Consider the following 22,749-nt stretch of genomic DNA (forward strand, 5'->3'; position numbering starts at 1 on the left):
ATTGATAAGGGACAAAGCTGTGGGTAACACACTATCTAGAGCCACAAGCGCAATGATGCGCGTGGCTGCTTCAACAGCCGTCGCATTGGCGACCGTTGCTGTGTCGGCGGGGGACGTCGCTGCGCAAAGCAGTGCGCAAGGGGGCCGCGACCGTGGCCAGTACATTCCGACCATCTGGGTCGATCCCGATGGCTGCGAACACTGGGTCATGGACGATGGTGCCGAAGGCTACATGACACCGCACGTGTCGCGCCAGGGCATTCCGGTTTGCCGCCGGGGCAACGTCTGCGGCGTGATGGAAACCGACCAGTTCTTTGCGACCGACAGCTACCGCATCTCGGCGGGCGGCAAACAGCGCCTGTCCGAATTCTTCCAGAGCACCGGCGCCGTCAGCTACATCGTGACCGGCCACACCGACAGCCGCGCGTCCGACGCCTACAACATGCGCCTGTCGCTGAACCGCGCCAACGCGGTTGCCGCAGTGGCACAGTCGACCGGCGCGCGTATCGCTGACGTGCGTGGCTACGGCGAGCGTATGCCCGCCGCGACGAACGGGACCGTGGCCGGTATGGCCAAGAACCGTCGCGTCGAAATCATCTGCATCCGCTGAGGGGGCCATCATCGTGAAACGCATTGCACTTTCGCTGAGCTTGTGTGCCTTCGGCCTTGCCGCTTGTGGCACCGGGTATTCGCCTGACAAAACCATCGACCGTGGCATCGACAGCAAGGACCTGAGCCAGCTCAAGGCCGGCATCTGGGTCGATCCCAACGGCTGCGACCACTGGATCATCGACGATGGCCTCGAGGGGTATCTGTCCCAGCGTCTCGACAAATACGGCAAACCGGTCTGTTCCGGCGTGGCCGCACCGACACAAACGGTTGGCGACTTCAAGCGCGGCTCCAGCATCCTGGACCCGAACTGAGGCGGCAATCCGCCGATTGCAAGACCGCAAAAGGGCCAGGGCGAACACCGCTTTGGCCCTTTTCGCATCGCCTGCATGAAATTCCTGTAAATCGTCGAAAAACCGGATCGTCGCAGTTGCGCAGCCCGTGCAAACTTGCGACGCTGCATCACACCCCTGATGCAGGAGCAGGCATTGGCCACAGGCGCCCCCCTTACCCCGATCGACACCGTCCCGCCAAACGAATCGCTGGTGGAATTTCCCGACAACCGATTGCTGATCGACCTGTGCGGTCCCTACGATCGCAATCTCACCGCGCTTGAATCCGCGCTCGAGGTGCAGATCGTCCGCCGTGGCAATCACCTGGCCATCCTGGGCGAGGCCGATGGCCGCACCCGTGCGCTGGACATCATGAACGCGCTCTACCTGCGGCTGGAATCGGGCCGCGAGGTCGAACCCGGCGACGTCGACCGCGAGTTGCGGATGGGCGGCGGCAGCGACGACGTGCGCAAGCCGATGCAGGGCGACCAGATGGAAATGCCCGTCGGTCACAAGGTCGAGATCAAGACCCGCAAGAAAACCGTCGAACCGCGCACCGAGGCGCAAAAGGCCTATGTGCAGTCGCTGTTCGAGAACGAAATGGCCTTCGGCATCGGCCCTGCGGGGACGGGCAAGACCTATCTTGCGGTCGCCGTCGGCGTGTCGATGTTCATCAGCGGCCATGTCGACAAGATCATCCTCAGCCGCCCCGCCGTCGAAGCGGGCGAAAAGCTGGGGTTCCTGCCCGGCACGCAGGACGAGAAGGTCGATCCCTACATGCAGCCGCTCTACGATGCGCTGAACGACTTCCTCCCCGGCAAGCAGCTGGCCAAGCTGCGCGAGGAAAAGACCATCGAGATCGCGCCGTTGGCCTTCATGCGCGGGCGCACCCTGTCGAACGCCTTCGTGGTGCTGGACGAGGCGCAGAACGCCACCACGATGCAGATGAAGATGTTCCTGACCCGTCTGGGGCAGGGGTCGCGCATGGTCATCACCGGCGACCGCACCCAGATCGACCTGCCGCGCGGGCAGGCATCGGGGTTGCACGATGCCGAACGACTGTTGCAGAACATTCCGAAGATCAGCTTCAACTACTTCACCTCGAAGGATGTGGTGCGCCACCCCCTTGTGGCCGCGATCATCGAAGCCTACGAGGCGGACACGCAAACCGGCTGATCGTTTCTTTTGGCCACAAATATCTCGGGGGTCCGGGGGCTGGCCCCCGGTGACACGACGTGAACCATGCAGTCGACATCGCCTTTGAAGATCCCCGCTGGGAAAGCGCGGGGCTTCAAACGCTTGCCGACCGCGCGGCGGCGGCAACGCTGGCGCATCTTGGCATCGCTTCCGGGGCCGAGATCGTCCTTCTGGCCTGCGACGACGCGCGCATCGCGGTCCTGAACGGCGACTTTCGCGACAAGCCTGTGCCGACCAACGTGCTCAGCTGGCCCTCCGAGGAACGCGGGGCGCGCGACGAAGGCGGCATGCCAGGCACGCCGCAGCCCGATCCCGACGGCACGCTTGAGCTGGGCGATATCGCCATCGCCTATGACACCTGCGCCGCCGAGGCCGCCGCCGCAGGCAAAACCCTGCCGGATCACGCCTGTCATCTGATCGTCCATGGTATTTTGCATCTTTTAGGCTATGACCATGTCCGTGACGGCGATGCCACAGTGATGGAGCAGCTGGAAATCGAAATACTTGGCAAGTTGGGTCTGGATGACCCATACTCGCTGCACTTGGCAGATCCCTCTGCCTGAACTGGATAAGGACCCGATGGGCGACAACGACGAAGGATCGTCTGAGGCGGCGCAGAGCGCGCAGTCTGAGACAGGCACCGAACCCCCGCAGACTGACGGCCCGAGATCGGGCGGTTTTCTATTCCGTGTGTTCGAGGCGCTCAGCCCCTCCGACAGTGATGAGGCGGGGGCGGACGACACCTCGGAACCCGCGCCCAGCCGCACCGGCCACGGGATGATCAACCTGCGCCGGATGCGCGTCGAAGACGTGGCCATCCCCAAGGCGGACATCGTGGCGGTGCCGAACACCATTTCGCTGGACGAGCTGGTCGATGTCTTCAAGGACAGCGGAATGACCCGTCTGCCCGTGTTCGACGGCACGCTCGACACGCCCACCGGCTTTGCCCACCTCAAGGATCTGGCGCTGCTGCACGGCTTCAACGGTGACCGCGACAAGGATTTCGTGCTCGAAGCGATCATTCGTCCGCTGCTGTTCGTGCCGCCGTCGATGACCATCGGCGTGCTGCTGACCAAGATGCAGACCGAACGGCGGCACATGGCACTGGTGATCGACGAATACGGGGGCGTCGACGGGCTGGTGACCATCGAGGATCTGATCGAACAGGTCATCGGCGAGATCGAAGACGAACACGATGTGGACGAGGGCCAGTTCTTCAATCTCGATGCGGGTGGCGACGGCTACCTTGCACTGGCCAAGACCCCGCTCGAAGACTTCGAGAACGAGATAGGCCAGTCCCTGACCGACCACGAGGATGTGGACGCCGAGGAAATCGACACGCTGGGTGGGCTCGTGTTCATGCTGGCGGGCCGCGTGCCTGCGCGTGGCGAGGTCGTCGTGCACCCCGAAGGACCCGAGTTCGAGGTTATCGACGCCGACCCGCGCCGGATCAAACGTCTGCGCGTGCGCTTGCCGGGGCAGGACGAAACCGCATGATGATCGCCGCATGGCTTGCGGCGCGCACGCTTTGGCAATGGACGCTGCTGGCGGTCAGTTGCGGTGCCGTGATGGCGCTGGGGCAGGCCCCCGTGGACAGGCCGGTGCCGATGCTGATCGCGCTGCTGGTCAGCTTCCTGCTTTATCGGGGGGCGGCACGCGCCGGGCGGGCAGGGTTGGTGGGGTTCCTGATCGGGTTCGCCTATTTCATCCTGTCGCTCTCCTGGCTGACCGAACCCTTTCAGATCGACGCTGCGCGCTATGGCTGGATGGCCCCCTTTGCCCTTGCGGGCATGGCGGCACTGCTGGCGGCGTTCTGGGCGCTGGCCTTCGCGTTGGCGCGCCGGGCGCGGGCGGGCGTGCTGGGGCTGGCGCTGCTCTGGCCGCTGGCCGAACTGGCGCGCGGGTATCTGTTTACCGGCTTTCCCTGGGGGATGTTGCCGCAGGGCCTGCTGGACACGCCCGCCGCGCAGGCGCTGGCCTGGGTTGGCCCTCATGGGCTGATGCTGGTGCTCTGCGCCGGTGCCGCGATGATGGCGCAACTGATGGACCGCCCGCTGCTGGTACTGCCGCCTGCGGTGGCGGCGCTGGCTTCGGTGCTTTGGCCGATGACGCTGCCCGCGCCGCAGATGACGCCCCATCTGGTGCGTCTGGTGCAGCCCAATGCGCCCCAAGAAGAAAAGTTCGACCCCGACAGCGTGCCGATCTTTCTGAACCGCATGCTGAACGCCACGGAGGCTGACCCACAGCCCGATCTCGTGGTCTGGCCCGAAACCGCCGTGCCCTATCTGCTGGAATACGCCCAGCCGGTCTTTGACCAGATCGCGATTGCCGCGCGCGGCGCGCCGGTAGTGCTGGGCATCCAGCGGCGCGATCTGGACTGGTATTACAATTCGCTGGTGGTGGTGAACGCGGACGCCGAAGTCACCGACATCTACGACAAGCACCACCTGGTGCCGTTCGGGGAATACATGCCGCTGACCGAGCTTGCCGCGAAGCTGGGGCTGCGCGGGCTGGCCGAGGCAGCGGGTGGCTATGGCAGTGGTCCCGGCCCGCGGATGATCGACCTTGGGGACTTGGGGCAAGCCCTGCCGCTGATCTGCTACGAGGCGGTCTTTGCCCAGGACGTTGCCGCGGCACCCGTGCGGCCCGCGTTCCTGATCCAGATCACCAATGATGCCTGGTTCGGACAGCGCGCCGGCCCGCAGCAGCATCTGGCGCAGGCACGGATGCGGGCAATCGAGCAGGGTCTGCCGATGGCGCGTGCCGCAAATACAGGCATTTCGGCGATGATCGGACCGCGCGGACAGATACTCGAAAGCCTGCCTCTGGGCGTTGCGGGGCATGTGGATGCGCCTTTGCCCGTTGCGTTGAACCCCACGCTCTATGCGCGCACCGGCGATTTTCCGGTGCTGGTGCTGCTGTTGGTCGGCTGGGGCGTCCTTTTGGCACGCCGCATTTCGATTGACGGCCTGCGCAGGCCCACCTAAACGGGTCTGAACGTGTCACAACGGCTTCCTGGCGTGACACATGGATTTCAATGGAGCACTTCATGTCCCGCAACAACTATACCTTCACCTCGGAATCCGTTTCCGAGGGGCACCCAGACAAGGTGTGCGACCGCATTTCCGATGCCATTCTGGATGCGCTGCTGACCGAAGAACCCGAGGCCCGCGTCGCCTGCGAGACCTTTGCCACCACCAACCGCGTGGTGATCGGCGGCGAGATCGGCCTGTCGGATCAGGACAAGCTGCACGAATACATGGGCCGGATCGACGACATCGCCCGCGCCTGCATCCGCGACATCGGCTACGAGCAGGACAAGTTCCACTGGAAAACCTGCGAGATCACCAACCTGCTGCACGAACAATCCGCGCATATCGCTCAAGGCGTCAATGCGGCCACGGACAAGGAAGAAGGCGCGGGCGATCAGGGGATCATGTTCGGTTTTGCCACCAACGAGACCGACGCGCTGATGCCGGCGCCGATCCTCTATGCCCACGCGATCCTGAAGCGGTTGGCCGAAGTGCGCAAGAACGGCACCGAGCCCGCCCTTGGCCCGGACGCCAAGAGCCAGCTTTCGGTGCGCTATGAGAACGGCAAGCCCGTGGGCGTGTCGTCGCTGGTGCTGTCGACCCAGCACATGGACCCCGACCTGACCAGCGCCGACATCCGCGATATTGTCGCGCCCTACATCACCGAAGTGTTGCCCGAAGGCTGGCTGGACGACGCGACCCAGTGGCATGTGAACCCCACGGGCAAGTTCGTGATCGGTGGCCCCGACGGCGACGCGGGCCTGACCGGTCGCAAGATCATTGTGGACACTTACGGCGGTGCGGCCCCGCACGGCGGCGGCGCGTTCTCGGGCAAGGACCCGACCAAGGTGGACCGCTCGGCGGCCTATGCGGCGCGCTATCTGGCGAAGAACGTCGTGGCGGCGGGACTGGCCGAGAAGTGCACGATCCAGTTGAGCTATGCGATCGGTGTCAGCAAACCGCTGTCGATCTATTGCGACACCTTCGGCACCGGTGCGGTGGAGCCTGCATTGATCGAAAACGCGATCGACAAGATCATGGACCTGACCCCGCGCGGCATCCGCGAACACCTGAGCCTGAACAAGCCGATCTACGAGCGCACGGCGGCCTATGGCCACTTTGGTCGCGCGCCGGAGGCAGATGGCGGGTTCAGCTGGGAGAAGACGGATTTGGTCGAGGCTTTGAAGGCCGCAGTTTAAGCTTAGGGGCGCTGCCCCTCAGGCGCTTTCAGCGCCTTCACCCCGGGATACTTGGGGCCAAAAGAAATGGGGGCGGTGCCGGGGGGATCGGTGCCGCCCCCTTTATTTGGTCAGGCCGGGCTGAGCACGTGGATCTTGCGGTCGGCGATCATGTCTTTGGTCGCTCTGCCATAGTCTTTCATATGGGGGGCGACCGCATGGGCCATGAGGGCATCCAGGCTGGCCCATTCTTCGATCACCATGAAGGTGTCTTCGCCGATGGGCGTCTGGAACGGGCCCACATCGGCGGTGTCGGTGACGGCGTGGTAGCTGATGCAGCCGTCTTCGGCGTGGACGGCGGGGACGTTTGCGTTGAATTTCTCCAGCAGTTCGGTGCGCTGGCCGGGGGTGGCGGTGATGACGGCGACGACGTGGACATGGCTCATGGTGGTCTCCTTTTTTCTATGCTGGACGCTAGCAGGGGACGCGGCGCAGGGAAGCGATACGTTGCGTTGCGCATCCGCGATCTTGGCGCTAAACGGCCTGCATGAACACATCTGAACGTCCCCACCGCAACTTTTATGGCCGCCGCAAGGGCAAGCACCTGAAGACGAGCCAGGAAGGTTATCTGGAAGAAGACCTTGCCGCGCTGTCACCGGGTCCGGTCGATTGGGACGTGAACCCTGATCGCACGCCGCTGGATTTGCAGGGGTTGTTCGGGGGCAAGCCCGTCTGGCTGGAAATCGGCTTTGGCGGCGGCGAGCATATGGTGCATCAGGCGGCAGCGAACCCTGATGTCGGGATCATTGGCTGCGAGCCCTACATCAACGGCGTGGCGATGTTGCTGGGCAAGATCCGCAAGGCGCATGTGGACAACCTGGCGGTCTATCCCGGCGATGTGCGCGACATGTTCGACGTGCTGCCCGAGGCGTCGATTGACCGTGCGTTTCTGCTCTATCCCGACCCCTGGCCCAAGGCGCGGCATCACCGGCGGCGGTTCGTGACAGAAGAGCATCTGGAACCGCTGGTGCGGGTGTTGAAACCGGGGGCGATTTTCCGGGTGGCAACGGACATTCCGGATTATGTGCGCCAGACGCTGGAACAGGTGCCGGGGCATGGGTTCGAATGGCTGGCCAAAGGGCCGAGCGACTGGCGCGTGGCATGGGACGACTGGATCTCGACGCGCTATGAACAGAAGGCGCTGCGCGAAGGGCGCGTGCCGCATTACCTGACGTTTCGCAAGAAATAGGCACCGGAAAGCCATCGCATCCCGGTGCCTGATGGGCTGGTGGAGAGGTTCATTCCGCCATGATCAGCACGGCCTTCGCGTTGGTGAACTCAAGCATTCCGAAACCACCGTGTTCGCGACCATAGCCTGAATTCTTCACCCCGCCGAACGGCATGTTGGGCGTGGCCAGACCAAAGCCGTTGATGAACACCATGCCAGTGTCGAACTCAACCTCGGCCAGTTCTTGCGCGCGTTTCACATCACGCGAGATGATGCCGCCACCCAGGCCAAACTTGCTGTCGTTGGCGATGCGCATCGCGTCCTCGTCATCCTTGGCGCGGATCAGCGAGGCGACGGGGCCAAAAAGCTCGTCGTCATAGGCGGGCTGGCCCGGCTGGACGTTGGCGAGGATGGTGGCGGGGTAGAAGTAGCCTTCGCCATCCGGCATCTCGCCACCGCAGAGCACTTCGGCCCCTTTGGCGACGGATTGCTCGACCTGTTCATGCAGATCGTCGCGCAGGTCCTTGCGCGCCATCGGGCCGATCTTAGCGTCCTCGCTGGTGGGGTCGCCGGGGGTCACAGCCTTCATCGCCTTGACGAAGGCATCGCGGAAGTCGTCGTAGACCGCATCCGCCACTACGAAGCGTTTGGCCGCAACGCAGGTTTCGCCGTTATTGTAGACGCGGCCCATCGTGCAGATCTGCGCCGCCTTTTCCACGTCCGCATCCGACAGCACGATATAGGCGTCGTTCGAGCCCAGCTCCATCACTGTCTTCTTGAGCGCCTTGCCTGCCTTGGCGGCGATGTCGCGGCCCGCGGCCGGGCTGCCCGTCAGGGTCACGCCGCGCACCAGGTCGTGGTCGATGACGGTGTCGGACTGATCATGGCTGATGATAAGCGCCGAAAACAACCCGGCGGGCAGGCCCGCGTCGGCGTAAATCTCCTCGAGCAGTTGGCCTGAACCTGCGACGTTCGATGCGTGTTTCAACAGCACGCCGTTGCCTGCCATCAGGTTGGCGATGGAGTAGCGCACGACCTGGTAGGCTGGGAAATTCCACGGCTGAATACCATAGACGATGCCGATGGGCGCATGGACCACGCGGCCACGGCTGCCGCTTTGGATATCGCGGTCTTCGGTCGCCAGAATGTCGGGGCCGGTTTCTGCGGTATAATCGCAGATGGCGGCGCAAAGCTCGACTTCCTGCTTGGACTGGCTCAGTAGCTTGCCCATCTCCTGCGTCATCAGGGCGGCCAGCTCGTCCTTGCGGTCGCGCAGACCCTTACCGATGGCCTTGATCACCTTGGCGCGCGCCTCGTGCGATTCCAGACGCCACTGGCGAAATGCGTCGTGGCAGGCCTGGATGCGCGTTTCGAGCTCGGCGTCGTCGAGGTAGCTGTGCGTAGCGATCTTGGTCCCGTTGGCCGGGTTGATCGTGTCGAATGTCCTGGTCATGAAATTCTCCTTCTCGTTGAGGGCTCAACGCGAGGGGGAAGGGCGTGTTCCTTGCATGGACCTCACGGAAGCGAGAGGCTAAGACTGTGTCAGATATCAGACCTAGGAAATGCCATGTCGAGCCACGGTGCCCCCATTCCCATGACCTCGCGCGCCTGCGGTGCGCTGACCGGAACGGCCCATGTGCCGGGCGACAAGTCGATCTCGCACCGGTCGCTGATCCTGGGAGCGATGTGCGTGGGTGAAACCACGATCACCGGGCTGCTCGAGGGGCAGGACGTGCTGGACACAGCCAAGGCGATGCGCGCCTTCGGCGCCGAGGTGACGGACCACGGCAATGGCCGCTGGTCGGTGCACGGTGTCGGCGTCGGCGGCTTTGCCGAGCCGGATCAGGTGATCGACTGCGGCAACTCGGGCACCGGCGTGCGGCTGATCATGGGCTGCATGGCGACATCCCCGATTTCCGCGACGTTTACCGGCGATGCCAGTTTGAATGGCCGCCCGATGGCGCGGGTGACCGATCCGCTGGCCTTGTTCGGCACGCAATCGGTGGGCCGCGCGGGCGGGCGTCTGCCCATGACCATCGTGGGCGCGGCCGAGCCTGTGCCGGTGCGCTATGTCGTTCCCGTACCGTCGGCGCAGGTGAAATCGGCGGTGCTGCTGGCGGGGCTGAACGCGCCCGGCAAGACCGTGGTGATCGAGGCCGAAGCAACCCGCGATCACACCGAACGGATGCTGGCAGGCTTTGGTGCCGAGATCAGCACCGAAGTCACCGACGAGGGCCGCGTCATCACCCTGACCGGTCAGCCCGAACTGAAGCCGCAGCACATCGAGGTGCCGCGCGATCCATCCTCGGCGGCGTTCCCGGTCTGTGCGGCGCTGATCGTGCCCGGATCGGACGTGCTGGTCCCAAATATCGGCCTGAACCCGACACGGGCGGGGCTGTTCACCACCCTGCGCGAGATGGGTGCGGATCTGACCTACGAAAACGAGCGTGAAGAGGGCGGCGAGCCTGTGGCGGACCTGCGCGCGCGGTTCTCGCCCGATCTGAAGGGGATCGAGGTGCCCGCAGAGCGGGCGGCGAGCATGATTGATGAATACCCTGTCCTGTCGGTCGTCGCGGCCTTTGCCAGCGGCAAGACCCATATGCCGGGGGTTAAGGAACTGCGGGTCAAGGAAAGCGACCGGATCGACGCGATGAAAGCGGGCCTCGCGGCCAATGGCATCACGGTCGAGGATGGTCCCGACTGGTGGACCGTGACGGGCCTGGGTCACGGCAAAGTGCCGGGCGGGGCGACCTGTGCCAGCCATCTCGACCACCGCATTGCAATGTCGTTCCTGGTTCTCGGCATGGCCACGCAACAGCCGGTTTCGGTGGATGACGGCGGCCCGATCGCCACGTCTTTCCCGATATTCGAGCCTTTGATGGGTGGTCTGGGTGCGGCCATCATGCGAACCGATGCGTAAGCCCTGGCCCATGCCCCGCTGGTTCGGCCCGCTCTTGTGGGTCACGATGCTGCTGTTCGCGGCAATGGTCTTTACGGCGACGCGCAGCTTGACGTCGGCCGATGGCATGACGATCTTTGATGCGCGCATCTTCGGTTACGACCTTGCCTATGCGCGTGACTATCTGACGGCGTTGGGCAAGACGGGCGGTATCGACGTATACTTGGGACGTCTGCGGGTGATGGACACGGTGTTTCCCGCGCTGCTGACGATGGTGCTGCTGGTTGTGATCCGGATGCGGTTCAGCGGGGCTGTGCAGTTGGTGCTGAGCGTGCTGACGATGGTCTATCTGGGCGCGGATTATCTGGAGAACGCGTTTGTCGCCGGGCTGTTGCGGACTGACCCCGCGGCGTTGACCGTTTCGGATGTACGTGTCGCCAGTGCTGCCACGATCACGAAATATGCGGCCCTCTTGCCCTGCCTGATCGCGGCACTGGTAACCTACGTTCAGGGTCGCATCGCGCAGTCGGAGGGAAAGCAATGAGCGCACCGTTCACAATCGCCATCGACGGACCGGCCGCGGCGGGCAAGGGCACCATCTCGAAGGCGGTCGCCGCGCATTTCCAGATGGCGCACCTGGACACCGGGCTTTTGTACCGGGCCGTGGGGGCCAAGGTGCTTCAAGGGGCAGATGCCGTTGCCGCCGCACGGTCTCTGGTGCCGTCGGACCTGGAAGATGATACGTTACGCGGTCAGGACGTCGCGCAGGCGGCAAGCCAGGTTGCGGTGATCGGAGAGGTGCGGGCGGCCCTGCTTGAGTTTCAGCGCAGTTTCGCGCGGCGGGCAGGGGGGGCCGTGCTGGACGGGCGCGACATCGGCACGGTGATCTGTCCGGGGGCCGAGGCAAAGCTGTTCGTGACGGCCAGCGCAGAAGTGCGCGCCAAGCGGCGCTATGACGAGTTGGTCCAGCGTGGCCAGACTGCCGATCTGGACGAGGTGACGGCGGATGTCAAAGCCCGCGATGCGCGGGACATGGCGCGCTCCGAGGCACCGCTGAAACCCGCCGACGATGCGGTGCTGATCGATACCTCGAACCAGACCATCGACGAGGCCGTGGCGGCGGCCATCGCAGCGGTGAACGCGAAAAAAGGATGATCCGATGAAACTGCGCAAGCTGGGCTCTCAGGGGCCTGAAATCTCTGCCTTGGGCTATGGTGCGATGTCCTTCGCCGACTTTTACGGCAAGGCGACGGAGGAGGGCAGCCACGCGATCCTGGACATGGCGCGCGATCTGGGCGTGACCCATATCGACACCTCAAACGTCTATGGCATGGGCCAGTCCGAGGAATTCATCGGCAGCTATCTGGCCGCCAATCCCAGTGCGCGGGATGATTTCCACATCGCCACCAAGGCCGCGATCACCCGCGACGCCGACGGCAATCGCCAGTTCGACAACAGCCCCGACCATTTCGAGGCAGAGCTGGACAAGAGCCTGAAACGCATGGGCGTCGATCACGTTGATCTCTATTATTGCCACCGCCGTCAGGCCGATGTGCCGATCGAAGAGGTCATCGGCACGCTCGACACGCTGCGCCGCAAGGGCAAGATCAAGGCCATCGGCTTTTCCGAAATCGCGCCGTCGTCCCTGCGGCGGGCGGCGATGGTGGCCCATGTGGATGCGGTGCAGTCGGAATACTCGTTGCAGACGCGCGCCCCCGAACTGGGGTTGGTGCAGACCTGCGCCGAGCTTGGCACCGCTCTGGTCGCCTTTTCGCCCGTCGGGCGCGGGCTGTTGACCGACACACCCCGCACGGCGGAACAAGTGGCCGATATGCCGTTCCTCAAGGGAAATCCTCGTTTCCTGTCGCCGAACCTCGAGGCCAACCTGCAAATACTCAAAGGCTTTCGCGCCCTGGCGTCCGACATGGGCGAACCTGCGGCGGCGCTGTCGATTGCATGGCTTCTGGCGCAGGACGATCACATCATCCCTATTCCCGGCACGCGCCACACGGCGTTTCTCCGCGATCTGGTACGCGGCACCGAGCTGACCCTCAGCACCCGCGATCTGGCCCGTATCGAGGCGGTTTTGCCCGTCGGCTGGTGCCACGGCGACCGCTATAATGCGGATCAATGGATCGGCCCCGAACGCTATTGCTAGGGGTTGACGGTCCTTGGACCTTGCGCACAAGGCCCAAGCCCGCTATATGCGCGCCTGTCAGCAAGGTGAACACACCGCAAGACATCGAGACGGGCAGGGTCGGAACCATCCGGCCCTCTTTGTTTTGCAGTCCACCCGACCAACGAAACCCGCAAGACCGGCGGAGACAACCGCACGGCCCGAAAACAAACGTAGATTAGGAAACCAGAGACCACATGGCTCAATCAACATCGATGGAGGAATTCGAAGCCCTCCTGAACGAAAGCTTCGAAATGGACACACCCGAAGAAGGGTCTGTCGTAAAAGGCAAAGTCATCGCGATCGAAGCGGGACAAGCCATCATCGACGTCGGCTACAAGATGGAAGGCCGCGTCGACATCAAAGAATTTGCAGATCCCGGTGAACAGCCCAAAATCGCCCCCGGCGATGAGGTCGAAGTGTTCCTGCGGCAGGTCGAAAACTCGCGTGGCGAAGCCGTCATCAGCCGCGAAATGGCCCGTCGTGAAGAAGCATGGGATCGTCTGGAAAAAGCCTATGCCGACGACGCCCGCGTCGAAGGTGCGATCTTTGGTCGTGTCAAAGGCGGCTTTACCGTTGATCTGGGCGGCGCAGTTGCGTTCCTGCCCGGTTCTCAGGTCGATGTGCGCCCCGTGCGTGACGCAGGCCCGTTGATGGGTCTGAAGCAGCCCTTCCAGATCCTGAAAATGGACCGTCGTCGCGGCAACATCGTTGTCTCGCGTCGCGCCATTCTGGAAGAATCGCGTGCCGAACAGCGCGCCGAAGTCATCGGCAACCTGACCGAAGGTCAGACCGTCGAGGGCGTGGTCAAGAACATCACCGAATACGGTGCGTTCGTCGATCTGGGCGGTGTTGACGGCCTGCTGCACGTCACAGACATGGCATGGCGTCGGGTCAACCACCCGTCGGAAATCCTGTCGATCGGTGAAGCGATCAACGTTCAGGTCATCAAGATCAACAAGGAAACCCACCGCATTTCGCTGGGCATGAAGCAACTGCAGGAAGATCCGTGGGATCTGGTGGCTGCCAAGTATCCGCTGGAATCGGCGCACACCGGTCGCGTGACCAACATCACCGACTACGGTGCGTTTGTTGAGCTCGAGCCCGGCGTCGAAGGTCTGGTCCACGTCTCGGAAATGTCCTGGACCAAGAAGAACGTGCACCCCGGCAAGATCGTGTCCACCTCGCAAGAGGTTGAAGTCATGGTTCTGGAAATCGACCAGGCCAAGCGTCGCGTTTCCTTGGGTCTCAAGCAGACCATGCGCAACCCGTGGGAAGTGTTTGCAGAAACACACCCCGAGGGCACCGAAGTCGAAGGCGAAGTCAAGAACATCACCGAATTCGGTCTGTTCGTTGGCCTGCCCGGCGACATCGACGGCATGGTTCACCTGTCGGACCTGTCGTGGGACGAACGTGGCGAAGACGCCATCCAGAACTACCGCAAGGGCGACATGGTTCAGGCCGTCGTGTCCGAAGTCGACGTCGAGAAAGAGCGTATCTCGCTCTCGATCAAGGGCGTCGGTGGCGACAAGTTCGCAGAAGCGGTTGGTGGCGTGAAGCGCGGCTCGATCGTGACCGTGAACGTGACCGCGATCGAAGAAGGTGGGATCGAAGTGGAATACGAAGGCATGAAGTCCTTCATCCGCCGCTCCGACCTGTCGCGTGACCGTGCAGAGCAACGCCCCGAGCGCTTCAGCGTTGGCGACAAGGTCGATGTGCGCATCACCAACGTCGACAACAAGTCGCGCCGTCTGGGTGTGTCGATCAAGGCACGCGAGATCGCAGAAGAGAAAGAGGCCGTCGAACAGTATGGCTCCTCCGACTCGGGCGCATCGCTGGGCGACATCCTGGGCGCAGCGCTGAAAGGCGACGACGACTGATATTGCCTGCCTTCGGGCAAGCGTTGAATGACAAGATAGAAAGGCCCCGCATCCCACGATGCGGGGCCTTTTTCTTGGCCGAATCACTGGCGCTGACGGCGATGCCAACCCGGTTCACGCTGTGCCTGAAGGATCGGTGGCGCCGTCAAAACGCGATTTTCGCCCCCGAAACAGGGTGTTCGCCATGCAAATTTCTGCCTGCTGCTTGCGCTACCTGTTTCCGCAACTGGTTTTTGTTCCTATAGTCGTGGCTTGTGACGCGCGCGAAAAATGCCAGGGGGAACGCACCATGATCCGGTCTGAACTTATTCAGAAAATCGCCGACGAGAACCCGCATCTCTATCAACGCGATGTCGAGCGGATCGTGAACACCATCTTCGAAGAGATCACAGGTGCCATGTCGCGCGGCGACAGGGTCGAGCTTCGGGGCTTTGGCGCGTTCTCCGTCAAACAGCGCGACGCGCGTGTTGGCCGGAACCCGCGGACGGGTGAAACCGTTCATGTAGAAGAAAAGCACGTGCCTTTTTTCAAGACGGGCAAACTGCTTCGAGACCGCCTGAACGGAAACGACTGAATGCGCTATATACGTTACGCCTGTATCGCGGTCTTCGCGATTGCCCTGATCGCCATTGCCCTCGCCAACCGCGAGCTGGTTTTGCTCAAGGTTCTGCCGCAGGAGGTTGCCGGTTATTTCGCGGTCAACCCGACGCTCCAGCTGCCGCTGTTTCTGGTGATCTTCATGGGGATTATCGTGGGTCTGCTGGTCGGGTTCGTCTGGGAATGGTTCCGCGAACATGCCGTGCGGGCCGAGGCCGCGCGCAAGGGCCGCGAAGTGCGCAAGCTTGAGCGGGAAGTCAAACGCCTGCGTGGCGAAAAGCATCAGGGTAAGGACGAGGTTCTGGCCCTGCTGGACGAGACGGGCTGAAACGCACCCATGCCATCTGACATCGCCGTAAAGATCTGCGGGCTGGGCACACCGGCTGACGTAGCTGCGACCGCAGCGGCGGGCGCGGTCTATTGCGGATTTGTTTTCTTCGAGAAATCACCGCGCAATATTTCTGTGGAAAAGGCGGCAGCATTGGCCGTTGATGCGCCCGTGGGGCTGGCCAAGGTGGCGCTGACCGTCAACGCCGACGATGCGTTTCTGGATGCGCTGGTGGCGCAGGTGCCGCTGGACATGCTGCAACTGCATGGCGCGGAAAGCCCTGCGCGGGTGGCCGAGGTCAAGGCGCGCTATGGCCTGCCGGTGATGAAGGCCGTTGGCGTGGCCGATGCCTCTGATCTTGTCACGCTCGACAGCTATTTGTCCGTGGCCGATCAGATACTTGTGGACGCCAAGCCGCCGCGCGCTGCCGAACTGCCGGGCGGCAACGGGCTGTCGTTTGATTGGCGGCTGATCGCGGGCCGCCGCTGGCCGGTGCCGTGGATGCTGGCGGGGGGACTGACACCTGATAACGTGGCCAAAGCGATCCGCGTGACGGGCGCGCGCCAGGTTGATGTGTCCTCGGGCGTCGAGGGCGCACCGGGCATCAAGGATGCCGACAAGATAGCGGAATTTTGCCGCGCGGCGCAGGGTGTGATCGCCTGAAAGGAAAAAGATTCCGTGAAACGCCTTATTCTGCACGTCGGACATGGCAAGACGGGATCGAGCGCGGTGCAATCGGCGCTGGCGCTGAGCACGGACGCACTGGCAGCGCACGGCATCCACTATCCGGCGCATCCCTCGTTTGAACAGGCGCGCGCGGGCCGCATATCTGCGGGAAACGTCAACGGGCGCACGCTGATCTCCACGGCCAGAACGGCGCTGAACGCTGGCAGGCACGACGTGCTCCTGTCCAATGAAAGCCTGATCCACTTCTTTCTGGACGATCCTGCCTTGCTGGACCGGGTCAAGGCGCTGGGGGCGGAGGTTGTGGTGATCCTGTATCTGCGCAATCCGGTGGAACATGCGCAATCGGTCTATGGCCAGACCGTCAAACGGGGCGGGTCGGTCGCCCGTTTCGATGCCTTTCTCGACGACTACCAGACACCTGCGAAGGTGCGCGCGTTTCTCACCCTGCTGGACAAGGCCGGTGTCGATGTGCGCATCGTCAACTATTCAAACCACGCAGATAACATTCTGCGCAGTTTCGAGGATGCGCTGACCCTGCCCACAGGCACGCTGACCCCGGCACCAAAGGCGCGCGTCAACCGCTCGCTGACGCGGTCCGAACTGGAAGTGCAGCGCATGTTCAACCGGCACTGGGGGAGGCGCAGCAGCCGTTTCGTGTCGGACGCGCTGTGCAACGCGCTGCCGGACGTGCCCGCTGACAGACCCTCGGCCTCTGCCAAGGCGCTCGCGGCGTTCATCGCGCGTCAGGCGCCCATCGTGGCCGAGGTGAACGCGCTGCTGCCCGCGTCCGAGGTCTATAGACTGGACCCGCCGCAGGTCGGAGGTGACACCGGCCAGGGCAACCTGACGTTCACGCCCGAGCAGATGGAGGTGTTGGTCGCCGCCATTTCGGCGCGTATTCCGAACGTACTGGAACACGACCGCTGGCACCGCCTGTTGATCCGCCTGCGCGGCGGGCAGCACGGCAACATCCCCACACGCCTAAAGCGCATGATCCGCCGCGACAAAAACGGCTAGTCCTTTACACGCAGGGCCCTGAAAGCTAGGTCCAAGGCAACACCAGACAGGAGCAGCCCGATGGCGAACGATCTCTTTAACTCATTCATGACCGGTCCCGACGAACAGGGCCGGTTCGGCGACTTCGGCGGGCGCTTCGTCTCCGAGACGCTGATGCCGCTGATCCTGAGCCTTGAGGAAGAATACGAAAAGGCCAAGACGGACGACGATTTCTGGGCCGAGATGAACGATCTCTGGACGCATTACGTGGGCCGCCCGTCGCCGCTCTATTTTGCCGAGCGGATGACGGAGCATCTGGGCGGTGCCAAGGTCTATATGAAACGCGACGAGCTGAACCACACCGGCGCGCACAAGATCAACAACGTGCTGGGCCAGATTATCCTGGCGCGCCGCATGGGCAAGACGCGCATCATCGCGGAAACCGGCGCGGGTCAGCACGGCGTGGCGACGGCGACAGTCTGCGCCAAGTTCGGGCTGAAATGCGTGGTCTACATGGGCGCGCATGACGTCGAGCGTCAGGCCCCCAACGTGTTCCGCATGCGTCTGCTGGGGGCCGAAGTGGTGCCGGTGACGAGCGGCAGAGGCACGCTGAAAGACGCGATGAACGACGCGCTGCGCGACTGGGTGACCAACGTGCGCGACACGTTCTATTGCATCGGCACGGTGGCGGGGCCGCACCCCTATCCGGCGATGGTGCGCGATTTCCAGGCGATCATCGGCAAGGAAGTCCGCGAACAGATGGACGCGGCGGAGGGCCGTCTGCCCGACACGTTGGTCGCGGCCATCGGCGGCGGGTCGAACGCTATGGGCCTGTTCTATCCGTTCCTCGACGACAAGGAGGTCAACATCATCGGCGTCGAGGCCGGCGGCAAGGGCGTGAACGCCAAGATGGAGCACTGCGCCTCGCTGACCGGCGGACGCCCCGGCGTGCTGCACGGCAACCGCACCTATCTGTTGCAGGACGACGACGGGCAGATCCTCGAAGGGTTCTCGATTTCGGCGGGTCTCGACTATCCTGGTATCGGTCCTGAGCACGCCTGGCTGCATGAGATCGGGCGCGCCAAATATGTCAGCATCACCGATGCCGAGGCGCTGGAAGCGTTTCAGCTGTGCTGCACGCTGGAGGGGATCATTCCGGCGTTGGAGCCCAGCCACGCGCTGGCGCACGTGATGAAATTGGCGCCGACACTGCCCGCAGATCATATCATCTGCATGAACATGTGCGGGCGCGGCGACAAGGACATCTTTACCGTGGCCAAAGCGCTGGGGTTCGAGATGGGCAACTTCGGCTGAGTCACCGGCGGGTCAGGGGGCGCTGCCCCCCGGCCTGCGGCCTCCCCCCGGAGTTTATCCGGCAAGATGAAATAAGGGCCTGCGGTTCAAGAAGCGTGGGCCTTCAACACGTGCAGCGGCACGATGTCGAGCGCGCGTTTGTGGGTGGATGCCAGCGCGACCTTTGGGGCGCAGCCCTCGTCGTGGGCCTGCAGGAAACGCGCGGCGCACAGGCACCAGTTGTCGCCGGGTTTCAACCCGTCGAAGCCGAATTCGGGACGCGGAGTGCTGAGATCGTTGCCGACGTATTTGGAATAGGCGAGAAACTCTGCCGTCATCACCGCGCAGACCGTGTGGCTGCCCTGATCGGCGGCACATGTGTTGCAGTGGCCGTCGCGGAAAAATCCGGTCAGCGGCGTAGTGCTGCAAGGGTCAAGGGGCTGGTCCAGCACGTTGATCGGATCGTCAGGTTCCATCGTTGGCCTCCGTCGCTGCGGCGAGCTTGCGCAGCATGTCTATGTTGGCATCGTTCACGCCCGCATCGCGAAACTGGCGGTCGGCCGAGGTGACGACGATCACGACCTGTGCGGCCTTGTCGATATAGAGGTATTGTCCGTAGACGCCGCGTCCCGTGACTTCTTGTCCCGGCGTGGCCCCGACCGGCACCCACCATTGATAGCCATAGCCGATCTCGCCCGCAGCGGTGTTGGCCGTGGGGCGGATCGAGGTGTCGATCCAGTCGGCAGGCACGATCTGTTCGCCTTGCCACATCCCGTCCTGCAGGATCATCTGGCCAAAGCGCGCATAGTCGCGGGTGCGGATGTTCAGCCCGCCGAGCACGAAGGCCACGCCGACACCATCGGTAAGGTAATAGGGCGCTGCCTCGACGCCCAAGGGGGCGATGATCTTTTCCGACATCAGCGACGGGATATCGCGGCCCGTGGCACCCCGGATCACCATGCCGAGCACGTGGGTGTCGATCGAGGTATATTTCATCTGCGTACCGGGGCGCGTGAATGTCTCGGTGATGCTGGCGGCGAAGTCGTCCATCTCGCCGCCAAGGGCCAGAACCCGGCCCATGCGGTTGATGTCGCTGTCGTAATCGAGATAATCCTCGTCGAAGGTCACGCCCGAAGACATCTGCAACACGTTGCGGATGGTCACACCGTCATAGGCGCTGCCTTCCAGCTTGGGTGCGTATTCGGTTACCGGATCGTCGAGCGATGCGATCGCGCCCTCTTCGACAAGCACGCCCATCAACGCCGACAGATAGCTTTTGGCGACCGACCAGCTGATGCGCAGGTCTTCTTCGGTGGTGCCGAGGTAGTAGTCTTCGTAGACGATCTCGCCGTCCTTGAGCACCAGAAGCGAGGTCACGGCGCGGTCTTCGATCCAGGTTTCGGTGCCTTCGGGCAGGGCCATCGGCGCGCCGTAGGGAAGGGGGGATATGGGCGCATCGCCGCGCGGGATCTCGCGCGACAGGAACGCCGAATTCATATGGCTGAAATTCTCGACGATCTTGTCTTCGGAAAAGAGGCTGTTCACGGCCAGAAGCCGGGTGATTTGCTCGCGTTTCCAGAAGCCTATGACGACGGCTGCCAGTGCCAGGATCAGCAGCAGCCGCATGGCCCATCTCAATACTCTGCGCATGGTTTATCCCCTCCCGATGTCAGGTGCAGTCAAACATGCGCGCCGGAGTTGGGCAATTGCCATTCGAGGTTACGTAGCGCCGGTCCAGGTGATCCAGCGCCCGTGAAAATCGGCGCGCCCGAGCATCAGGCACATGTCACCGGGCCAGAGCCGCAGGGTCAGGGCCGCACCCACGGCCCCGGTCACGTCTCCGTCGGTTTCCATCGACAGCCAAGCCAGCGGTCTGGTCGCGGTAGCTTGCGCGCCTGCCGCTTCGATCAGGGCGGTGCCGCGTTTTTGTGCTTGCGTCGGGAAATACTGCCAGGCGACGGTATGCTGGATCAGGTGCATCTGCCCCTCGGGCTGTGCGGCGAGGCGCTGTTCCAGCCAGCCGATTGCGTCACCGCGCGCGATCTCGGCATCAAAGACAGCGGCGGCGGCACGCGTGCGGGCCAGACGCTCGGGCTGGTCTGCCCAGAGATAGGCGGTCAGGCGCAGTAGATCACCGTCGTCGCGCGGGTCCAGCGGGTTCAGGTCGACGCCTGCGCGGCTGGCGATCTGCGGCGTGTTGGCCAGAGGCAGCGGGCCGGTCCAGTCGGGTGCCAGCGTCAGGGCGGGCTTGTCCGGTCCGAAGGACGTGTCGCCGATGCGCAGGCTGAAGTGATCCCACATCAGGTTCAGCCCGCCCGATGCGCCAAGTTCGCTCAGCATTACCGGAAGGTCGAAGTGGTGGCACGCGACCCGTGCCCCTGCGATCAGAGCTGCGGAACGGCGCACCTCGTTGGTTTGCGGCGGGCTGTCGGTCCAGTCCAGCAGGAACGCCTCATGCGTGGCGAGGGCGGCCAGGACCGCAGCACGCAGGGTCGCATCGTCGGTCGTGTGGGGCGGATAGCTTGCGGCCAGCTGCGCATCGCTGCCCGACAGGACCAGCGCATGCAGACCGCCCGCGATGCGCAAGGGCAAGGAGTGGCCCGAGGGTCCGATGTCGCCGTCAAAGCCCGCCATCTTGCGCCCCAGCACGCTGTCTTCGGGCCAGTCAGCGGCGAGGATTGTCAGCAGTCGCTGCATGAAGGGAGAGCCGAGGCGCGCGCAGGACTGTGCCTGATCGCGGAACGCCTGCGCCAAGGTCACTTGAACTTGTCCATCAGCTTTTGCATGGCCGAACGCGGGGCTTCCGGTTCGGGTGCAGGTGTTGGTGCAGCTTCGGGTTTGGGCGGCGACGGCTGCTTCTTTTCCGCAGGCTTGTCCTTCGGTCCCTCCTTCGGGCTCCTGTCGCCGGTGCCCGAGCGGGGCGGCGAGACGCGCAAAGCCACCGCGTTCATGAACTTCGCCGCATCGCCGCGCGCCAGATGTTCGGCACCGTCCGAGACGCCGCGCAGCACGTCGTCCAGCCAGTCCTGATCGGCCTTGGCAAAGTCGTGCAGCACGTAGGCGGGCACGCGGTCCTTGTGACCGGGATGGCCGACGCCCAGACGCACGCGGCCATAGTCGGCCCCCAGATGCGCGTGGATCGAACGCAGGCCGTTGTGCCCCGCGTGCCCCCCGGCCTGCTTGAAACGCACCTTGCCGGGCGCAAGGTCGATCTCGTCATGCAGCACGATCACGTTCTCGGGCTCAAGCTTGTAGAACTGCGCGGCGGCGACCACCGACTGACCGGAATTGTTCATGAACGTTTCGGGTTTCAGCAGCACGACGCGGTCGCTGCCAAAGCGGCCTTCGATCACCTGGCCCTGGAACTTGGACTTCCACGGGCCAAAGCCGTGGTCTTGCGCGATCCGGTCCAAGCACATGAACCCGATGTTGTGGCGGTGACCTGCGTATTTTGCGCCCGGATTGCCCAGACCGACGATCAGTTTCATCAACGGCTCCTTTGGATGTTGCGGCGAAACATAGGCGCGTGGGCGCTGCGGGTCCAGCCGGGGCGGCTGCAGTTTCGACCCCAGACAATGGTGCAAAAGCAAAACGGGGCCCCGAAGGACCCCGTTTCAAAGGACTGCGATGGCTGCGACTTATTCGTTTGCGCCAGCTTCCATTTCGGTGGCGGGCACTTCGTCCGCGGCCACTTCGTCTTCGTCGTCGTCCGTCTGCGATGCCAGACCCGAGGGGGCGGCGATCTGCGCGATCACGAAATCACGGTCGATCGTGGGCTTTGCACCTTCCGGCAGTTTCACCGAAGAAATGGTGACGCTTTCGCCGATTTTCACGTTCGACACGTCGATGGTGATGTGATCGGGGATATCACCCGCGGTCACGACCAGTTCGACCTCGGGACGGACCATCGACAGGACGCCGCCCATCTTCAGGCCGGGCGATGTCTCTTCGCCGACGACTTCAACCGGGATGAACAGGTTGATCTGGGTGGTGCGGCGCAGGCGCAGGAAGTCGACGTGCGTCGGCAGGTCCTTGACCACGTGGCGCTGAACATCGCGGCAGATGACGCGGACGTCGTCGTGGCCTTCGACCTTCATGTTGAACAGCGTCGCCTTGAAACGGCCCGCTTTCAGCATTTTCAGCAATTTGTTGAAGGGGATGTTGATCGGCAGCGGATCTGCGTCACCGCCAAAAACAATCCCCGGAACCATTCCGGCACGACGTGCCTGACGAGCGGCGCCCTTGCCTGTCCCCGTCCGTTCCAGAGCTTCGAGATCAGGAATCTCTCCAGCCATAATAATTCTCCAATGTGTAAGG

At 63.4% G+C, this 22,749-nt stretch carries 25 protein-coding genes and 1 riboswitch; of the genes, 18 read left to right on the forward strand and 7 right to left on the reverse strand.

Annotation, left to right across the window (positions count from 1 at the left end; translation table 11 throughout):
- Nucleotides 1-55: 55 nt before the first annotated feature.
- The 7 genes from NTA49_RS06815 (at nucleotide 56) to metK (ending at nucleotide 6,369) form a co-directional block, all read left to right on the forward strand.
- On the forward strand, nucleotides 56-610 hold the full coding sequence (locus NTA49_RS06815) for an OmpA family protein (RefSeq protein ID WP_261368193.1): 555 nt from the start codon (nucleotides 56-58) through the stop codon (nucleotides 608-610).
- A 22-nt stretch (nucleotides 611-632) separates the two neighbouring features.
- The gene (locus tag NTA49_RS06820) at nucleotides 633-923 is read left to right on the forward strand and encodes a hypothetical protein (RefSeq protein ID WP_408637132.1); all 291 of its coding nucleotides are present in this window, start codon (nucleotides 633-635) and stop codon (nucleotides 921-923) included.
- Nucleotides 924-1,082: 159 nt separating this feature from the next.
- A complete protein-coding gene (locus NTA49_RS06825) occupies nucleotides 1,083-2,117 on the forward strand; it encodes a PhoH family protein (RefSeq protein WP_261368173.1) in 1,035 nt (344 codons plus the stop codon).
- Nucleotides 2,118-2,176: 59 nt separating this feature from the next.
- Nucleotides 2,177-2,701: an rRNA maturation RNase YbeY gene (gene ybeY / locus NTA49_RS06830; RefSeq protein WP_258293932.1), complete on the forward strand. Its 525-nt coding sequence runs from the start codon at nucleotides 2,177-2,179 to the stop codon at nucleotides 2,699-2,701.
- A 16-nt stretch (nucleotides 2,702-2,717) separates the two neighbouring features.
- Nucleotides 2,718-3,635, forward strand: a complete 918-nt coding sequence (locus NTA49_RS06835; RefSeq protein ID WP_261368195.1) for a hemolysin family protein — start codon at nucleotides 2,718-2,720, stop codon at nucleotides 3,633-3,635.
- Nucleotides 3,632-5,125: an apolipoprotein N-acyltransferase gene (gene lnt / locus NTA49_RS06840; RefSeq protein ID WP_258293934.1), complete on the forward strand. Its 1,494-nt coding sequence runs from the start codon at nucleotides 3,632-3,634 to the stop codon at nucleotides 5,123-5,125. The genes NTA49_RS06835 and lnt overlap by 4 nt, the downstream gene beginning before the upstream one ends.
- A 9-nt stretch (nucleotides 5,126-5,134) precedes the next feature.
- Nucleotides 5,135-5,183: riboswitch (SAM-SAH riboswitch) on the forward strand.
- 4 nt (nucleotides 5,184-5,187) lie between these two features.
- Nucleotides 5,188-6,369 (forward strand): methionine adenosyltransferase, encoded by a 1,182-nt coding sequence (metK, locus tag NTA49_RS06845; RefSeq protein ID WP_258293935.1) that lies wholly within the window; start codon nucleotides 5,188-5,190, stop codon nucleotides 6,367-6,369.
- A 110-nt stretch (nucleotides 6,370-6,479) separates the two neighbouring features.
- On the opposite strand, the gene NTA49_RS06850 is transcribed toward metK, so the two are convergent.
- The gene (locus NTA49_RS06850) at nucleotides 6,480-6,794 is read right to left on the reverse strand and encodes a putative quinol monooxygenase (RefSeq protein ID WP_258293936.1); all 315 of its coding nucleotides are present in this window, start codon (nucleotides 6,792-6,794) and stop codon (nucleotides 6,480-6,482) included.
- Nucleotides 6,795-6,895: 101 nt separating this feature from the next.
- On the opposite strand from NTA49_RS06850, the gene trmB reads away from it, so the two are divergent.
- The gene (gene trmB, locus NTA49_RS06855) at nucleotides 6,896-7,597 is read left to right on the forward strand and encodes a tRNA (guanine(46)-N(7))-methyltransferase TrmB (protein WP_258293937.1); all 702 of its coding nucleotides are present in this window, start codon (nucleotides 6,896-6,898) and stop codon (nucleotides 7,595-7,597) included.
- 49 nt (nucleotides 7,598-7,646) lie between these two features.
- On the opposite strand, the gene NTA49_RS06860 is transcribed toward trmB, so the two are convergent.
- Complete coding sequence (locus tag NTA49_RS06860) at nucleotides 7,647-9,029, reverse strand: NAD-dependent succinate-semialdehyde dehydrogenase (protein ID WP_258293938.1); 1,383 nt, start codon at nucleotides 9,027-9,029, stop codon at nucleotides 7,647-7,649.
- A gap of 114 nt (nucleotides 9,030-9,143) precedes the next feature.
- Here NTA49_RS06860 and aroA point away from each other — a divergent pair, with 114 nt between their 5' ends.
- The 10 genes from aroA (at nucleotide 9,144) to trpB (ending at nucleotide 18,453) form a co-directional block, all read left to right on the forward strand.
- On the forward strand, nucleotides 9,144-10,496 hold the full coding sequence (gene aroA, locus NTA49_RS06865) for a 3-phosphoshikimate 1-carboxyvinyltransferase (protein WP_258293939.1): 1,353 nt from the start codon (nucleotides 9,144-9,146) through the stop codon (nucleotides 10,494-10,496).
- Nucleotides 10,497-10,506: 10 nt separating this feature from the next.
- A complete protein-coding gene (locus NTA49_RS06870; RefSeq protein ID WP_258293941.1) occupies nucleotides 10,507-11,019 on the forward strand; it encodes a hypothetical protein in 513 nt (170 codons plus the stop codon).
- Nucleotides 11,016-11,630 (forward strand): (d)CMP kinase, encoded by a 615-nt coding sequence (locus NTA49_RS06875; RefSeq protein WP_258293942.1) that lies wholly within the window; start codon nucleotides 11,016-11,018, stop codon nucleotides 11,628-11,630. Before NTA49_RS06870 ends, NTA49_RS06875 begins: the two co-directional genes overlap by 4 nt.
- A gap of 4 nt (nucleotides 11,631-11,634) precedes the next feature.
- Nucleotides 11,635-12,633 carry an aldo/keto reductase gene (locus NTA49_RS06880; RefSeq protein WP_258293943.1) on the forward strand — a complete coding sequence of 333 codons (999 nt, stop codon included), beginning with the start codon at nucleotides 11,635-11,637 and terminating at the stop codon, nucleotides 12,631-12,633.
- 215 nt (nucleotides 12,634-12,848) lie between these two features.
- Complete coding sequence (gene rpsA / locus NTA49_RS06885; protein WP_258293944.1) at nucleotides 12,849-14,531, forward strand: 30S ribosomal protein S1; 1,683 nt, start codon at nucleotides 12,849-12,851, stop codon at nucleotides 14,529-14,531.
- Between the two features lie 289 nt (nucleotides 14,532-14,820).
- Nucleotides 14,821-15,105 carry an integration host factor subunit beta gene (gene ihfB / locus NTA49_RS17180; protein WP_028958446.1) on the forward strand — a complete coding sequence of 95 codons (285 nt, stop codon included), beginning with the start codon at nucleotides 14,821-14,823 and terminating at the stop codon, nucleotides 15,103-15,105.
- Entirely contained in the window at nucleotides 15,106-15,456 is a 351-nt protein-coding gene (locus NTA49_RS06895; RefSeq protein ID WP_258293946.1) for a LapA family protein, read from the forward strand.
- A 9-nt stretch (nucleotides 15,457-15,465) separates the two neighbouring features.
- A complete protein-coding gene (locus NTA49_RS06900) occupies nucleotides 15,466-16,119 on the forward strand; it encodes a phosphoribosylanthranilate isomerase (protein ID WP_258293947.1) in 654 nt (217 codons plus the stop codon).
- 15 nt (nucleotides 16,120-16,134) lie between these two features.
- Nucleotides 16,135-17,160: a hypothetical protein gene (locus NTA49_RS06905; RefSeq protein ID WP_258293949.1), complete on the forward strand. Its 1,026-nt coding sequence runs from the start codon at nucleotides 16,135-16,137 to the stop codon at nucleotides 17,158-17,160.
- 60 nt (nucleotides 17,161-17,220) lie between these two features.
- Entirely contained in the window at nucleotides 17,221-18,453 is a 1,233-nt protein-coding gene (gene trpB, locus NTA49_RS06910) for a tryptophan synthase subunit beta (RefSeq protein ID WP_261368174.1), read from the forward strand.
- An 86-nt stretch (nucleotides 18,454-18,539) separates the two neighbouring features.
- Here trpB and NTA49_RS06915 read toward each other — a convergent pair whose 3' ends face one another.
- From NTA49_RS06915 to NTA49_RS06935, 5 genes are all read right to left on the reverse strand, one after another.
- Nucleotides 18,540-18,908 (reverse strand): DUF2237 family protein, encoded by a 369-nt coding sequence (locus tag NTA49_RS06915; RefSeq protein WP_258293950.1) that lies wholly within the window; start codon nucleotides 18,906-18,908, stop codon nucleotides 18,540-18,542.
- Nucleotides 18,898-20,082, reverse strand: coding sequence for a serine hydrolase domain-containing protein (locus tag NTA49_RS06920; protein ID WP_258293952.1), 1,185 nt, complete (start codon nucleotides 20,080-20,082; stop codon nucleotides 18,898-18,900). The genes NTA49_RS06915 and NTA49_RS06920 overlap by 11 nt, the downstream gene beginning before the upstream one ends.
- Before the next feature lie 69 nt (nucleotides 20,083-20,151).
- On the reverse strand, nucleotides 20,152-21,192 hold the full coding sequence (locus NTA49_RS06925) for a DUF2332 domain-containing protein (protein WP_258293953.1): 1,041 nt from the start codon (nucleotides 21,190-21,192) through the stop codon (nucleotides 20,152-20,154).
- Nucleotides 21,189-21,920, reverse strand: a complete 732-nt coding sequence (gene pth / locus NTA49_RS06930) for an aminoacyl-tRNA hydrolase (protein WP_258293954.1) — start codon at nucleotides 21,918-21,920, stop codon at nucleotides 21,189-21,191. Before pth ends, NTA49_RS06925 begins: the two co-directional genes overlap by 4 nt.
- Nucleotides 21,921-22,070: 150 nt before the next feature.
- Complete coding sequence (locus NTA49_RS06935) at nucleotides 22,071-22,727, reverse strand: 50S ribosomal protein L25/general stress protein Ctc (protein ID WP_258293955.1); 657 nt, start codon at nucleotides 22,725-22,727, stop codon at nucleotides 22,071-22,073.
- Nucleotides 22,728-22,749: the final 22 nt, after the last annotated feature.

The organism is Pseudosulfitobacter koreensis (genome assembly GCF_024733015.1).
Lineage (GTDB): Bacteria > Pseudomonadota > Alphaproteobacteria > Rhodobacterales > Rhodobacteraceae > Pseudosulfitobacter > Pseudosulfitobacter koreensis.